This window comes from Citrobacter amalonaticus (assembly GCF_037053465.1).
In the GTDB taxonomy this organism is placed as follows: Bacteria; Pseudomonadota; Gammaproteobacteria; order Enterobacterales; family Enterobacteriaceae; genus Citrobacter_A; species Citrobacter_A amalonaticus_H.
Genome location: NZ_JBALIF010000019.1, coordinates 1 through 15,500 on the forward strand (window position 1 = coordinate 1; position 15,500 = coordinate 15,500).

Here is a 15,500-nt window from a genome sequence, read left to right on the forward strand (position 1 = left end):
CACCCAGCGTGATGCTGTTGTAGTTCACCGTTCCGTCGATGTTGGTGTCATATTTCACCGAACCGGCATCCAGGCTGGTGACGCTGTCATTCAGGTTATTAACCGCGCTGTTGGTAGCAAACAACTGCGAACCGTTCACCGCATCGGTGCTGGAACTGGACAGGCGTCCTGCCGCTACGTTAGTAATGGTACGTTCATTGCCAGCACTGCCCACAGAAACGGTACTCTGAGGATTAACACCAGCAAACGTGTAATTAACGCCCGCAATGTTTGTACCCGCTGTTCCCACCGCAGCAGAAGTAGTAGATGCTGAACCTAACGCAACGCTATTGGCATCATTCGCTACTGCGCCATCCCCCAGCGCAACAGAGCTGGCGGCCTTAGTTCTGGCGACGTTCCCTAATGCCACGGAGTTAGTCGCTGTTGCGAACGTCAAGGCATTGTTACCTAATGCCACTGAGTTCATGCCGCCCGTAATAGCGCGGTTGCCAATGGCGACAGCATTATCTGAACCAGAATTGCTGATACCACTATTGCCTATCACTACAGAGTTAAATCCCTGAGCGCTGGCATTGACACCAGCAGCCATTGAACCGGCTGCCATTGCGCCATCGTTGTTGTAGTTAAACCTCTGAGTACCGCCATCATTAACGCTGTAATAATGCGTTTTGGAGGTGTTGAGATCCTGAGCGACCGCAAACAACTGAGAGCCATTCACTGCATCGGTGCTGGAACTGGACAGACGCCCTGCCGCTACGTTAGTGATTTGACGCTCAGCCCCCACTGCGCCGACGCTTACTACCCCACCGACCGCTGGCGTACCGCCCGCGAAGTTATAAGTGGTATTACCAAAAGTCGTGCTGGCCGTCGGGTTAGACGCCGCGACCGTTGAGCTGTCGCCCAGGACAACCGCGCCGTCAAGCCCGGTGCCAATGGTCACATTATTACCCAGCACAAATGCATTATTAGCATTGATGGTATTGTTATTGCCCAGCGAATAACTGCCTGAACCGGTAATGGTAGTCGGATCGCCGATCGCCCCGGAATTATTGCCGCTGACGATGTTCCCCGTGCCAATGCTTAATGAGCTGGTTCCTGTTGCCTTCGAACCGGTGCCCATGGCAATGCTGTTTGAACCCTGCGCCAAAGAAGATTGCCCTAATGCCAGGCTGGAATAACCAGAACTGTTGGCCAGGTAGCCCAGCGCGACGCCGGCAGAGCCTGACGCGGAGGATTCACGGCCAATCGCCATATTGCTGGTGCCTGCTCCGCTGGTGATCGCTTTATAGCCTAAAGCCATGGAGTAATCCGGCGTCGCTTTCGCGCTATTGCCCAGCGCGATGCCGCTGTAACCGGCGGTGTTAGCGTTAGCGCCTTGTGCAATGCTGTAATTGCCGGTAACCGATGCGCCGGTACCTAAGGCTACTGACCCTATCCCCGTCGACGCAACACTGGATGAACTACCAAGAGCAATAGCGTTATCTGCCAAAGATTGGCTGTTCGCGCCAAGCGAAATACCATTCTTACCTGAGGCTTTTGCATTGTAGCTTTGCGCCAGAGACGCCTCACCTGACGCGACAGTTTGCGCTCCGATTGCAGTAGAGTTAAGGCCTACAGCATTCGCGGCCTGGCCCATTGCGAGGGTGTTGCTTTGTCCTGCGACACTATTGGAGCCGATAGCCACGCCATATGATGCCCCCGTACTGACAGTGGCGTTGTAACCAAGGCCAATACCGTGCATGGCGTTTGATTTCGCCATTTCACCTAATGCAATAGTGTAAATATCTGATGCGTTTGCCGTATGACCGACAGCAATAGCCCCCGTATTACCGACCTGAGTCTGGTTGCCGATGCCTATTGCATTCAGGGCATTTGTCGCACTGCTTCCGGTGCCAAGAATGACTGAATCAGTACTTGCGCTATCAATCGTCGCGCCAGAACCCATTGCCACGGAGCGCGCTGCGTTATTCGCCGACGCCCCGCCAATAGCGATACCACGATACGCCGTAGCGCTCGCCGCATCGCCCATCGCAATCGCATCGCTGGCTGACGCCACGGTATTCACACCGGCCGCGATAGAACCCGAGCCAGACGCGTTGGCCAGCGAACCCAGGGCTGTAGACGCTGTACCGCTGGATTTCGCGCTGGTACCAATGGCCAGTGCCTGAAGTTTCGTCGCTGATGAGGCAGAACCAATTGCCGTCGCATCCATGGCGTTTGACAGCGCCTTCCAGCCGAGAGCGACAGAACCTGTTGATAATGGGTTTGCGGGGTCAGAGAGCGCCTGCGAGAGCTGACCAATAGCGATGCCCGTGTTTGAGGTGGCAACCGCGCCATTCCCCATCGCCACCGAACCTGAACCAGAGGCCGAGGTTAACGCACCAATGGCAGTAGCAGCATTTCCTGAAGCGTTGGCACTGACGCCCATCGCAAATGCCTGTTTTTTGGTCGCCTGGGCGGAAGATCCCAGTGCCATCGCGTCCTGTGCATTCGCCTGCGCGTTCCAGCCAATTGCAACCGCGCCCGTCGTGGTTGAATCAGCAGGATCGAGCAACGCCTGTGAAGATTGACCAATGGCGATACCACTTCCCGATGTACTGACTGAACCCAAGCCCTGCGCAATCGAGTTCACACCGGACGCTGAAGCATTTTGTCCTAGCGCTAACGACGCCGCACCGGACGCGTTGCTGCCGCTGCCATATGCAGAGGCCGCCAGGCCTGAAGCTGTAGCGCCAGTCCCTGCAGCAATTGAGTTCGCACCGGATGCGGTTGCGGTATCGCCCAGAGCGGTTGCATTTGCGCCACTGGATAGCGAGTTGTCGCCGATAGCGGTGCTGTTCCCTCCCGTGGCTTTCGCATTACTGCCGATGGCGGTGTTAGTCGCGGCACCAGCATCAGATGCCGTCGTGCCGCCATTTGTCAGCGCTCCCGGAGAAACAACATAGGCCCTGACGGGTTCTGAGATACACAGCATTGCGGCCACTACACCCGAAACGACCGGAATAATATGGCCGTGAAGGGAGTTCCTTTTCCCGTGTGCTGTGGAATTTTCGCCGACAGCAACCAACGCCTTAAGGCGTTCGTTCCAGACTAATCGATATATTTTATTCATAAAAACTCCTGCCATTTCAGAAGAAATGGCTTATTTCAATTTGCCGTTAGTTCTTTTCATCTCTGCGTATTCGCGCTCGATCAATGAACGTTCAAATGAGGTTTTATTCATTCCATCCTTATATTTATCAAATAACTTCAGCATTGAAGAACCGTCACGCTTGATATAACGTAAGTAAGCGCCAGAAAAATAAGTAGCCTCAGTTATTGCATCAAGCTTTGACGAAGACGCTGCAGCGTCCATGACATTAATAACCTGATAAATGTCTTCGATACGTCCCTTTCCCGCATAGACGTCAGCAATTTTTTGCTCATACGGCAACTGCCATTGATAGCCGGAAACTTTTTCAATTAATTTCCGGGATTGAACTTTCCCATTATTTCGTTCGTCGTGGGCAATAAACCATAACTGCCAGAGGCGAGCGTAATCAGCATCTCGTTGGTTTGCACTTAACGAGATTTTGTTAAAAGCTTTTTTTGCTTTATCGAGTTGATTAAGCTCAACATAATTGATGGCAGAAGGCACAGCGCTGACCGTTGACAGCCCGGTGTTTTCCAGTCTGTCGTAGCACTTTCGTGCCTGTACAAAACGCCCCTGCAGGTCATCATTCACTGCCTGCTGGAATATATTTTGCAACTCCTGCGCTGACAGTTCATGATTATCCTTAGAAGTCGTGCTGGTCCCTTTCTCTTTATCCATTGACGCTATATTATCGGCATTGGCAATGTCCCATACCATTAAAAGCGAAGAGAATAAAGCTAAGATAAGTGCGTATTTAAATATCCCGCCGGATTTAAACAAATGATGCATAAGCAGAACCAAATTGCGTTAACCATTCTCGCACATTAATCTAATGAGCGATATGTAATGTTAAAAAATTGGTGAAAGTATCATAAACAAAACCATTTAGTTAATTGGCTTTGACATTTAACTAATAAATATTCCTCCTTATCTCACTTCAATAGCAAATAACAGACCATTTTGTCGGACTTAATTCTGTAAGTGTTATAAATAGCACTGACAGTAAACAGCCCTGAATGTATGTCTATTAAACCTTTTCACTTCCCGATACACCATCGAAAAAACTGAAAAGTGGTCATTGAATTTTTAGAGGAACGGATATGCTAATTGATTATTGTTCTCATTCTTTCATCTGCCTTACTTTTCTATCTTGTTATATTTGGCGATCATCCGCAGAGGCTTCTTGCTACCGCTGCTCAATATCGAGCTATCAGCTTTTACTTTCTATGGTTATTCTCCACGACCACCAGAAAAAATCCATAAGCACCTACGCAACTTGCTGATAAATATTGACAATTTTGCAAAGTTTTACCGTTTTAACTAGATGAATAAGAAACAATTTTCTTGTTTTCTATAAGGTTATTCTTAAATCAAAAAACGTTCATCACCGTGAAAAAAATCCGTAAAAAAAACCGGCAAAATAAGACCATTAAGGTCATTAATGGAGAATCAAAACAGTGAGTTATATTGAGAGGACACCGAAAGTTAAATAAAGAGTAAACGGGGGAAATAGCGAGGAGAAAATGCTGAAAGTCGCCTACAGAGATAACACAGCCTGCGAGGATAGTTGGCCCCCGCAGTATTCGTTGAAATCAAAAGGTACAGACAGGCGACCGCTCACCGGACCTCATGACCCCTGCATGGCGTACCGGTTCCGTTGAGGCCTGGCATTCCGTCACTGTTCCTGCCGTTGCGGACGCCTCCGGTATTGCCGCAGTACTTATTGACGTAGCGCGCTGCACAACGCTCCCTCTCCCGAATTCCCGGCAGCATCTTTTCCGGCACGTATGTAAGCAGTTCGTGGTCAACCCCTTTTATCTCTTCAGAGCAACCTGAAAGTTCATGGGTTCGAAACAAGATACTTCAGTCGACAAACTGGCAATATAAATTGCGTTGCAGGGTCCTGTTAAATAAGCCTTTGCTCTTCGGAGCAAGGGCTTTAATGCATATTCCATCTTACCCAACAGACATTACCTGAATTTGGCTCAATCAGAATTTAATTACGCACAATCCCCTCCTCCTTATCATTTTATATTTATCTGAAAGGAAGATTTTGCACTCAGAAATCAACTTTGCTGGCAAGAGCTGTGGTCAACATGCTTATACCCACAATTAAATAAGGAGTTAATCATGTCTATTCAGAATGCCTCGGGCGGCAGCCTGATTTATTACACCGGTAAAAACTATGCTGGTTCGCAATCATCGGTTCTTCATGGTGATACAGACGTCATCGCAACCGGTTCCGCGAGCTGGACTTATCAGTCTGTCGCCACTTCCGGCATGCACTCATTTATGTTCAGCAGCGTATATCCGGGTAACCCCACGACCAACTATCTGGGGCATGTCGAAGATGTCATCAGCGTCAGTATCGCCGATCTGACACAGATGTATCCCTCCTCCACCCAGTTTCCACTGAACTACCTGGGTCTGGACCCATCTGTTGCGGGACTGGTCTGGCTGGATATTGACGCTTTGCAGGCAGCCCCTAACGCCGTTGCCGCCACCTCATTAGTCGGCGGCAGCTCGACCAACATCAGTACCCTGAGTCTGCCGGGCCGCCCTGGCGCGCTGGGTTTTGTAGCGCTAACCGAAGGAAGCGCGGTGGTGGCGAATTGCCAGTACGGCAGCTACAACGGCTCAGACGGCACCGTGAGCTGGAGCGGCAGCGGTACCGTCGTTCTGGAATATTTCGGCGGAACCATCACGCTCGTCAGCACGACCGGCTTTCCGTCAGGCTGGACCTTCAGCGATCCGAAGATGCAGGGAGATGGCAGTTGGATTGTCACGCTTGACGGCGGGATCCCGGATTCCTGGACAATTTCATCCCTCGCAGCAAACCCGGACGTGATTGTTGACGACGGTATCAGCGCGTCGGTCATCACGGCCACCGTCGTGGATAACAACAATCAGCCTGCAGCTGGCGTTACCGTAAACTGGACCACCACGCTCGGCACCGTTTCCCCGCAGTCTTCCGTCACTGCCGCGAACGGAACCGCAAATACCACGCTCACGGATTATGGCGCACCAGGGATTGCTACCGTGACCGCAACGCTGGCAAGCAGCGATAACCGATCCGTCCCCGTGACGGTAACAGAGCCTGCTTCCGTCAATATGTATTGCTCCACAGGCGCCCCGCTCAACAGCGGTATGCTGGCGGCCGTTCAGCCAACCAATAAAGTGGCGCTGTACGGTACCCCCGGCGCGGATGTAACCCTGACGGTTACCGGCAACGCTCGCTTCACTTCCAATAGCACCTCGTCAACCAACCTGACGCTCGATGCCGACGGTTATGCTCTGGCGGAGGTTTATGACAGTCTGGCTGAGAGCGTCACGGTAAATGCCACGAGTTCAGGCGCACAGACCAGCGCAGTCATGGCTTTTTCCGGTGCTTCAGATAAAGGGGCGATTTATGTCAATTCCATGACCCCTGCGGATAACCGCACACCGGGCACACTGTACTGGTGGGATTACCAGACGCTTGATGTCACCAGCGTCAGCCTGTCGCTCAGTGGTAATGCACATTTCGCCAACGGTGCAAAAACGGGAACCTTCAGCCTCAACGCCAGAGACGGAGCCGTCGCCATTGATATTTACGACGCTTTCCCTGAAACCGTGACCGCAACCTTGTCGCCGGACAGCCCTTATTATCTGCCGTCAACGGAAAACATGACGTTTATCTCTTATCAGACGAAGTATCACAACCTGGATAACTAACTCAATCACCAATGGAGTATTCAACATGAAAAAAATAGCAATGGTAGTCACCGGTATAATTGTCTTTATGTCATGTGCAACAACCCAGGCGGGGGTTATCGTTGGAGGAACACGTGTGGTGTATGATGGGTCTCGGGAAGAAAGTACGCTCACCGTGCAGAACCAGGATAAATCACCATGGGTTATTCAGGCCTGGGTCGATGGTAATGGTCCAACCGGGACGGAAAAGGAAGTGTCCAAACCGCCTTTTGCAATAACGCCTGCGTTATCTCGATTGACGGCTAATGGTCTTAGCATAATCCATATTTCTCGTACCGGAGGCGCTCTCCCGGAAAATAAAGAGTCTGTGTATTGGTTGAATATTAAATCAATCCCTGAGTATGTACAGAGCAAAGAAAATCGCTTAACAATAGCAGTCGACCAACGTATCAAGTTAATTTTTCGACCGAAAGGGATAAGCTCACCAACAGTACTTGACTACCGAAAAGTAACTTTCAAGAAAGACGGCAAAAAACTTAACGTGATGAACCCTACGCCTTACTGGCTGACATTCTATTCATTAGACATTGGCGGTAGCAATATCAAGACAGAGAACGTCATGATTCCACCGACTGGAAAGGCAACATACTCTTTACCTGAAAATAGGTCAGCAAAAAATATCAACTGGCAGTTAATCAATGACTATGGTGGCCATACCGAGGTCATGACATCAATACTGGAATAACAATAGCATTACCATCTTGAACACAATTAATATCGGAGATCTAAAATGTATATTTTAAAGTCGCATTCCATCTCTTTTTTGCTCTTGCCAATGATGTTATTAACAATTGGACAGGTTCGGGCAGATACCGCCACTGTAACATTTAATGGTATTATTCAGGCGCCAGCATGCACATTCAGCAACACACCACAAAACATGCAATTAACGCTTACAAAAGAACCCGCACCAACTTATTTTGAAATGGTCTGTACCGACACGGGTAAAAATGTCGCTTCCATAATGTCAGAGGATTCCACTCAATCCATCAATATTAGCAGCATTCCTCTTGGGCGTAATGATTATGTTTCAACAGATATACCAGTACAGGAGAACCATCACCCCCGAAAAGCAATCAATGTTGCAACATTGTCACCTGGTAAAAACAAAATAAATCTCGCTGAGATTTATCAGGAATCCCTTAACAAGGGCCACCAGACCAGCGGAAAAACCCATACCACAGGTCAGCTCACAATAAATTATCAGTAATGAGTATCTTTTAATTACATCAAATCAAAAGGTGACAAAATGAAAAACCTACTTCACTTTATACTTTATTTTATTCTCTCCGCCTGTAGCCTATGCACAATGAATGCCTATGCCACCTGCACTCCGTACGATACGTCCTGGACGGTAAATCCGGGAAATATCACGGTTCACTCATCCGACCCAGTCGGTACAAGCTACCTTTATTATCCAATGGACTATGCAGGGTATGCCTGTCCTGATACAGCAACATATAATGGAGGCGTTAAAAGCTATGCTGCAGCACTCAGTTATACAGGCGGTGGACGCGCGTATTTTGACTCAGGGGTATCAGGTATTGGTTTTTCTCTGGCCTCTTTGCTTGTGCAAACCACAGAATGGATTCCTCCTGGACAGTATTCCATTACTGACTATTTTGACTCCACGCCGGCCAATTATTACTGGAGAAGTGCATTTGAATTCGTTAAGACTGGTCCCATCGCAGGTGGCAGTTTTTACAGTGGTATAGTCGCAGCATATATAATCTCTGAAAACGGCGCATGGCAACAGGAAACACCTATCTACATGGGTTTGGGGTCAGTCACTGTTATTCAGGATGCCTGTACGCTTACAACTTCCACCGCAGACACTTCTCTGGGAGCATGGAACGTACAATATTTTACCGGTATTGGTACGCAAACTACCAGTACACCTATTAATTTAAATTTTTCTTGTGACAATGCAGGTGTAAAAGTTCTTGCTATCATCTCAGCTGATGCCGACACATCGCAACCAGGCACCATTAAATTAGCGTCAGGAACAACGCCAGCTAAAGGATTGGGTGTTCAGATTGTCGATGCATACAATAACCCGGTTCCGTTAAACACACAATTTACTGTTACCACATCGACTAATGCTGGAATTTACTCACCTGGCTGGAAAGCGCATTATATTCAAACAGCATCGCAGGTCTCTGCCGGAGATGGTAATGCATCACTCTCAGTAACATTTAACTATGAGTAACAAACTAAATAATTACACCTATATAAGGCCACGAAAATGAACAACATTGATACCGTTTATTGATTATACGTCAGTAACCACCTTTCCACCGGTGAAAATATTACAGGATATTTTTATATCGAGTTAACCCCTCTGCAAAGTAACTAATTAATACCCTGTATCGACCACCAACAGGCGTACTGACGCGCCTGTTGTTTTAAAAATAATTTGTCTATTGACGAGACTTGTGCCTGATAATCAGCATATTCAACATCGTAATACTGACTGGCACATCCACTCGGACGCACCAGTCCATATTGATATTGCTCCTGAGGGATGTTCGTGCAGGCGAATTGAGATCTGCGACACCGCAACAATTTAATCTGAAGAAAAATCTCCGGGAATACGCTCTGTTTATGAGGTTTGCTTTTTAATGCTCACCTGTTATTCAATTTTTGCGCAAACCGCCCTGCTCTGCCGTGTAATGCTGTTTCACGATATCAATCACACAGAGGGCGGTAAAAATGAAACAAACAGAGCTAACTTCATTAAAAATCATGGGACACAGAACGTCAAAAGACTATCACAATAACTGCAACGACCTGAACAGGCTTGTCGCATTAGACAGCATGACTCTGGAGCCAGTTGAGGCCGAGTGGATGTATGACGGTGAAACAGACATCGTGACTGGTTCTGGTTTTATTGATATCACTTCACAAAAGGTACTGAATGTTTCAGCCAATGGATATGCCTCCATCAGATTGCGACCGGTGAATGTTTCACGGATCCGGGAGTATACAGAGGCTGGTGATTTTCATGACGCAGTATTGGTTGTTAAGAATGATCAAACTATTGATGGCTGGGGGCCAAATTTTTCCATTTCATCCATCCCTGCTGAGGAAAATCATAATATTATCTATGTCCAGCCGGGTAAATACGCAGCAACAGCGCTGCGTTTTGATCATTCTATTTTTGCATGGGGGGAACCTGAAGATGGCGGGGAACTCAAAATCGGGGATGACACCAGAACGGATGTAAAGGATGTACAGATGGTTGCCCAGATGGGATTATTGTTGGGTTCGCAGCCTCCTGTAGTCTCGCAATGGGGAAAGGGAAGCGCAGGGTACAACTCGGTTCCGGATGATGTTGCCAACCGAACTGATATTAAGAAAGTGTTAACCAACGGATATGCTCAGGTCGCGTTAACAGAGACAGGACAAATTCTCGAATGGGGTGAAAATGATGTTTTCATACTTCCTCCTCGTATTACAGACCTGACTGATGTCCAGGATATTTATATCAGTAACTCTGCGGCTGTGGCGTTACGTAAAACCGGCCAGCTTGCTGCATGGGGTAATCCGCTGACAGGGGGTACCTTACCTGACGACATCGCAGCCTTAACCGATATCGTCCGGGTTATACCTGGTTATGAGTGTTTTACTGCATTACGCGCGGATGGTTCCCTGGTTTGCTGGGGGCAGGACTTTGCGTTGCCCGACAGTCTGAAATCCCTGACCGGGATCGTCCATGTTGTTTATGGTATGTCTCATGAAGTAACTTACGTATACGAAGGATGCACTGCATATGACATTAACGGGCTGGCTTATAGCTGGTATGGTCCTGGTATCGAAGATTCCGTTCCTGAGGGATTGAATAACGTTGTTGCTCTGACATCAAACGGTTATAACAGCTTTGCAGCCCTGAAATCGGACGGATCAGTAGTGGCATGGGGAACTGATATCTCTGGTGATACCACGCCAGTGAATGAATTATTAACCAATGTGCAGGCAATTTATCCAACTACCGAGGGTTACCTGGCGCTGAAAGCGGATGGCACTATGGTTGCGTGGGGTAACCCGCTCAGGCAAAACGATAATGCCAGTATTCCGGTTGCTTTGCAGGGACTGGTAACTTACCAGTACTGATGGTTAAGATAATATCATCCGCAACAGACGACTATTTTTAACCTGAACTCAACGCCTGGCAGATTCCGTCAGGCGTTTTACCTTTGACAACATTAAGCTCCCGCAACTGGCATTCCTGTAATTCGCTTTAGATAAGACAGTGCTGAGTCTTCGTCTCCCTCCCCGCCCGTCTACACTTAATGCACCAGTCAAAACACGCAGATAAGCGAAACGACAATGGAGTGGACGGAGCAATGAAAAAAATCGCAATTATTGGCGCAGGACCTACAGGAATTTATACCTTTTTTTCTCTCCTCAACACCGGGCAGCCCCTGGAAATCACCGTCTTTGAGAAAGAAAAGGAAGCCGGAGTCGGTATGCCTTATCGCCACGCTGAAAATGACAGAATGATGCTGGCGAATATCGCCAGTATTGAGATCCCACCGCTTTTTGATACCTGGCTTGAGTGGTTGCAGGCGCAGGACAAGGACGACCTTGGGCGCTATGGGGTCCAGAAAGAGAGCCTCCACCATCGTCAGTTTCTGCCGCGCATTTTACTGGGTGAGTATTTCCGCGCTCAGTTTCTGCATGCGATCGCGCAGGCAGAAAAACGCGGTTTTAACGTCAGGCTTTATGAATCCTGTTCAGTCACGGATATTGAGGCCACTGCCAGCGATATTCAGATCTGGACCGAAAAACACGCAGATCCGCTGCATGTCGATTTAGCCGTCATCGCCACGGGACATGTATGGCCGGAAGATGACGAATCCACGCGTGCATTTTATCCCAGTCCCTGGTCCGGCTTGATGGATGCACAGGTGCCTGCCGCTAAGGTGGGTATTTTAGGAACCTCTCTGAGCGGTCTGGATGCCGCAATGGCTGTCGCAGTACAGCATGGAACGTTTCACGAAGCAGAAAGTCATTCGGTAACCTACGTGCCGGACAACGGCAGTGAAGCGCTGGAAATTACGCTAATGTCCCGTACCGGTATTTTGCCAGAAGCTGACTTTTACTGTCCTATTCCCTACGAGCCGCTGGAGGTTGTCACCGAAAAAATCCTTCAACGCGAAATTGATACCGGTTCTGACGGACTGCTCGATCGCGTTTTTACGTTGATACAACAAGAACTCACGCTCGCAGACCCTGAATGGGCGAAACAAATCGCGCTCACCTCGCTGGATGCAGACAGTTTTCCTTCGGCGTTGTTTGCCCACAGAAAGCGCGTTGATCCATTTGCATGGGCAGCGGCAAATCTGGAGGAGGTCGAGGCAAACAAACGCGACAAACGAACGGTCGCCTGGCGCTATACCCTGCTGCGTTTACATGAAGTGGTTCAGGATATCGTTCCGCACCTGAGTGAACAAGATGGTAAAAGATTCAGCGCAGGCCTCGCGCGCGTGTTTATCGATAACTATGCTGCGATCCCGTCTGAGTCGATTCGCCGCATGCTGGCGTTGCACGCAGCCGGTATTCTGCGCATCCTCACATTGGGGGAGGACTATGAGAAAGTCAGAAAAGCGGATTGTACTGAGATTCTCATCCAGAATGAGTGCCACAGATATGATATTTTCATTGACGCCCGCGGCCAAAAACCGCTGAAAACCAAAGACCTGCCATTCGCACGATTACGCAGACAATTGCTGTCATGCGGTGATGATATTCCGGATGTGGGCGAAGACTATACCCTTCAGGCACCCGATATCATTCGCGGACGAATTGCCTTTGGCGCATTGCCTTATTTGATGCACGATCGCCCATTTATACAAGGGCTGGTCGCCTGTCAGGAAATGGGGGCCGCGATGGCCAAAGCGGTTTCAGAACCCGCCACCCGGGTGCGCAGGCGTTTACGCCCGTTGGATCAATAGCAAAGCACAGGTAGAGAATGCATCTCACATCGTGTTTGCTCTATACTTGCTGGATGTCAAAAATGAGTTGATAAGGGTGAATGATGGAAATTGATCTCGATAACCTGGTGTTTAACGGGCTGGAAGAAGCGCAAGAGCGTAACGCTGAACGTCTGGAAGACGCGGACAAAAAAGCAGAATCGGTTATTGCCGACGATGACTGCGGCGACGCCTGCAAAATCTGATGATATCCTGGCCAGCAGCAGACACGCTGCTGGCTTATCCATCAATCCCCTTCAACGCACATTCACCGTTCAAAGAAGACGACATGACGAGGATCGCCAAACATCCGTTATGCCGCAGCCCGCAAGACGTCATGCAATGGAGGTTCCCGCGTCGTTAATTGGTCAGCATTCTACAAACTGGTGAGCGTCGTTGAGTCGATATTTCGCACCGGCGCGAATGCCGTTCTCTCCTTCGACTGCAATGGCAAAACGCATCCGCTCGCCGTCGTGATATGCCAGCGCCGCGCAGCCGCCAGGTCCCAGCACCAAAGAATCCACCGCACCTGTGCTGGCTACCATGGCGTTTTCGCCATTGCAAACGATGTGCACATTGTCACCACTGTTGGCGATTCTGGCATCAGCGCCAAAACTGACTATCTGGCATAAATCACCGTTACTGGCGACATGACTTCGTTCCCCCAGCGTGCTCACCCGCACACGCATACCGCTACTGGCAATCCGCGTTCCGTCACCGGCGCTGCTGATGCGCGTTGAGTTTCCAGAGACAGCAAGCCTCGCGCGATCGCCAGAACTGCTGATATGGCTGTTATAGCCGACGCTGCCAATACGCACACAGTAACCCGCGCTGGCAATTTGCGACGCATAGCCCGTACTGGCAATCTTCATGTTATTGCCAGCGCATCCCAGGTTCGCGTTGTCCTCCGCACTCACCACCTGCTGACCGTTCACCGTTTCATCAGTTTTTGCCAGTCGCGACATCGCCGAGATATCCTGGCGGGCCAAATTTTCTTCATCCAGCCAGCGCGACCAGGCATATTCCACCAGACTATTTGCCCAGTCCAGATACCCTTCGTGGCTCAGCGCGCGATGCACATCAACGTAGTTCCCTCCATGAGGAAAACGACGCAGAAACCAGCGATACATCACCGCACCAACGCGCCAGCTCCGTAAGTCCTCTCGCACGATCAGCATCGGTTAATGCCGGTGATAGCCATCAATCATGCAGCGGAACGTCTCGCCCGGCGTTCGTCCCGTGGTGCACAAATACAGGTGACCGAAAATAAAAAACAGGCTGACGATTGCAAGAGCAAAATGCGCCTGCAACAGCCAGTAGCGCACGCCAGGAAACCACTCGCCCACGGCTTGTGGATAGAGAGACAGTAATCCAGTCAGCAACAACAGCGGGAGTAACCCATACATCACACCAATGTAGGCCGCCTGTTGCAGCGGGTTAAATTTCGAGCGCGGCGTTGCCGGAAACGGATGCGCCTCCCCCTGCATAATGCCAAACAGATAAAAACGGGTCTGCTTCTGTGCCCGCGCCATCCAGCCCTGAGGACGAATAATGTAATGATGACCATTTCCGCCCAGCGCGTTGATCAACACAAAACAGATCCAGCACGCCAGCAACAGGAACCCGCAGATTTCATGTACCGTCAGCAAACTTTTGATAACCGGCGCGCTGACTAACGAGAAGTGATTGATCAGCCCGCTGCCAAGCAGGAGCACGAACATCAGCGCATTCGACCAGTGCCACAACCGAATAGCTTTCGAGTACAGATAGACCTTCTCGCCATGTCCGGCAGCCGCTTTATTGGCCGCGCGAAAGCGTAGCCAGGCATGCAGCCCTAACACCAGCCACATCGCCACCAGCAGCAATCCGGCAATCACCAGCCACACAGGCCAATACTCTGGTGAAAACACCGGCACATAGTTTGCCAGTTGAGTCTGGAACTGTTCAGCATTCTGCGACGCGTTCATACAGTATCCTTTTTAATCAAATGTTGACCGGACCGACGATACAGATGGGGTTTACCCGCGCCTGGAAGTTGATACTGGTAATAGTTATTCTCATGCAACCAGCGCTGGATTTCCGGACTGTCTTCCCGTCCAAACAGCAGAGCATGTTCCGGACAAGAGGTGACACAAATCGGCGGGAATCCCTTCGCCAGACGGGACTGGGCGCAAAAATCGCATTTGTCTGCCACATTGGTTTGCGGATTAAGGTAGCGCACCTGATAAGGACATGCGCCAATACAGTAGCTGCAGCCAATGCAGCGCGAACCGTCGACGCGAACGATGCCGTTTTCATCACGCCATGATGCGCCCGTTGGACAGACCTCGATGCAGGGGGCATCATCACAATGCTGGCAGGATTGCCGAAAGTAGTGATACAGGGTTTCGTTTTCATTATCAGAGACGGGAATGTGTGCAATCGATAAACGGCTCCCCTGAACCGGGACATGGTTCGTTTTGCGACAGGCGCGGCTACAGATATTACAGCCATTACAGCGGGATTCGTCGTGGATCATGACGTATCGACCGGCTCCGGATTGCTTTGTATTCGCCTGCAGTGTCTGACCGGGGCCGCTGAAGAAAATGACCGTTCCCATGCCAAGCACAAATTTTCGTCGAGTGAAGGACATCTTGTTA

Annotated in this window: 12 protein-coding genes; 7 read left to right on the forward strand and 5 right to left on the reverse strand. The window is 49.7% G+C overall.

Annotated elements, in window-relative coordinates:
• Positions 1-3,112: ESPR-type extended signal peptide-containing protein (locus tag WB371_RS21070; RefSeq protein WP_336221948.1), on the reverse strand; the 3,112-nt coding region annotated here is incomplete at its 3' end.
• 30 nt (positions 3,113-3,142) lie between these two features.
• On the reverse strand, positions 3,143-3,922 hold the full coding sequence (locus WB371_RS21075) for a hypothetical protein (RefSeq protein ID WP_336221949.1): 780 nt from the start codon (positions 3,920-3,922) through the stop codon (positions 3,143-3,145).
• Between the two features lie 1,341 nt (positions 3,923-5,263).
• Between WB371_RS21075 and WB371_RS21080 the strand changes: the two genes are divergently transcribed.
• The 7 genes from WB371_RS21080 (at position 5,264) to WB371_RS21110 (ending at position 13,067) form a co-directional block, all read left to right on the forward strand.
• Complete coding sequence (locus WB371_RS21080) at positions 5,264-6,847, forward strand: Ig-like domain-containing protein (protein WP_336221950.1); 1,584 nt, start codon at positions 5,264-5,266, stop codon at positions 6,845-6,847.
• A gap of 25 nt (positions 6,848-6,872) precedes the next feature.
• Positions 6,873-7,571 (forward strand): molecular chaperone, encoded by a 699-nt coding sequence (locus WB371_RS21085; RefSeq protein ID WP_336221951.1) that lies wholly within the window; start codon positions 6,873-6,875, stop codon positions 7,569-7,571.
• Positions 7,572-7,616: 45 nt separating this feature from the next.
• The gene (locus tag WB371_RS21090; RefSeq protein ID WP_336221952.1) at positions 7,617-8,096 is read left to right on the forward strand and encodes a hypothetical protein; all 480 of its coding nucleotides are present in this window, start codon (positions 7,617-7,619) and stop codon (positions 8,094-8,096) included.
• 39 nt (positions 8,097-8,135) lie between these two features.
• Entirely contained in the window at positions 8,136-9,095 is a 960-nt protein-coding gene (locus WB371_RS21095; protein WP_336221953.1) for a fimbrial protein, read from the forward strand.
• Between the two features lie 503 nt (positions 9,096-9,598).
• Positions 9,599-10,999: a hypothetical protein gene (locus WB371_RS21100; protein WP_336221954.1), complete on the forward strand. Its 1,401-nt coding sequence runs from the start codon at positions 9,599-9,601 to the stop codon at positions 10,997-10,999.
• Positions 11,000-11,232: 233 nt separating this feature from the next.
• Positions 11,233-12,843, forward strand: coding sequence for an FAD-NAD(P)-binding protein (locus tag WB371_RS21105; protein WP_336221955.1), 1,611 nt, complete (start codon positions 11,233-11,235; stop codon positions 12,841-12,843).
• An 83-nt stretch (positions 12,844-12,926) separates the two neighbouring features.
• A complete protein-coding gene (locus WB371_RS21110; RefSeq protein ID WP_152404854.1) occupies positions 12,927-13,067 on the forward strand; it encodes a hypothetical protein in 141 nt (46 codons plus the stop codon).
• Between the two features lie 162 nt (positions 13,068-13,229).
• Here the strand turns inward: WB371_RS21110 and ydhT are convergent, their stop codons facing one another.
• Genes ydhT through WB371_RS21125 form a run of 3 tightly spaced genes read right to left on the reverse strand, consistent with a single transcriptional unit; the run spans position 13,230 to position 15,493 of the window.
• A complete protein-coding gene (gene ydhT / locus WB371_RS21115) occupies positions 13,230-14,039 on the reverse strand; it encodes a protein YdhT (protein ID WP_336221956.1) in 810 nt (269 codons plus the stop codon).
• Positions 14,040-14,042: 3 nt separating this feature from the next.
• Positions 14,043-14,828: a thiosulfate reductase cytochrome B subunit gene (gene phsC / locus WB371_RS21120; protein WP_336221957.1), complete on the reverse strand. Its 786-nt coding sequence runs from the start codon at positions 14,826-14,828 to the stop codon at positions 14,043-14,045.
• Positions 14,825-15,493, reverse strand: a complete 669-nt coding sequence (locus WB371_RS21125) for a 4Fe-4S dicluster domain-containing protein (protein WP_336221958.1) — start codon at positions 15,491-15,493, stop codon at positions 14,825-14,827. Before WB371_RS21125 ends, phsC begins: the two co-directional genes overlap by 4 nt.
• Between the last annotated feature and the right edge of the window lie 7 nt (positions 15,494-15,500).

What these genes read in the sequence shown, in the direction of transcription:
- WB371_RS21075 (WP_336221949.1), bottom strand. Translation starts at nt 3,922, where the DNA reads ATGCATCATTTGTTTAAATCCGGCGGGATATTTAAATACGCACTTATC.
- WB371_RS21080 (WP_336221950.1), top strand. Translation starts at nt 5,264, where the DNA reads ATGTCTATTCAGAATGCCTCGGGCGGCAGCCTGATTTATTACACCGGT.
- WB371_RS21085 (WP_336221951.1), top strand. Translation starts at nt 6,873, where the DNA reads ATGAAAAAAATAGCAATGGTAGTCACCGGTATAATTGTCTTTATGTCA.
- WB371_RS21090 (WP_336221952.1), top strand. Translation starts at nt 7,617, where the DNA reads ATGTATATTTTAAAGTCGCATTCCATCTCTTTTTTGCTCTTGCCAATG.
- WB371_RS21095 (WP_336221953.1), top strand. Translation starts at nt 8,136, where the DNA reads ATGAAAAACCTACTTCACTTTATACTTTATTTTATTCTCTCCGCCTGT.
- WB371_RS21100 (WP_336221954.1), top strand. Translation starts at nt 9,599, where the DNA reads ATGAAACAAACAGAGCTAACTTCATTAAAAATCATGGGACACAGAACG.
- WB371_RS21105 (WP_336221955.1), top strand. Translation starts at nt 11,233, where the DNA reads ATGAAAAAAATCGCAATTATTGGCGCAGGACCTACAGGAATTTATACC.
- WB371_RS21110 (WP_152404854.1), top strand. Translation starts at nt 12,927, where the DNA reads ATGGAAATTGATCTCGATAACCTGGTGTTTAACGGGCTGGAAGAAGCG.
- ydhT (WP_336221956.1), bottom strand. Translation starts at nt 14,039, where the DNA reads ATGCTGATCGTGCGAGAGGACTTACGGAGCTGGCGCGTTGGTGCGGTG.
- phsC (WP_336221957.1), bottom strand. Translation starts at nt 14,828, where the DNA reads ATGAACGCGTCGCAGAATGCTGAACAGTTCCAGACTCAACTGGCAAAC.
- WB371_RS21125 (WP_336221958.1), bottom strand. Translation starts at nt 15,493, where the DNA reads ATGTCCTTCACTCGACGAAAATTTGTGCTTGGCATGGGAACGGTCATT.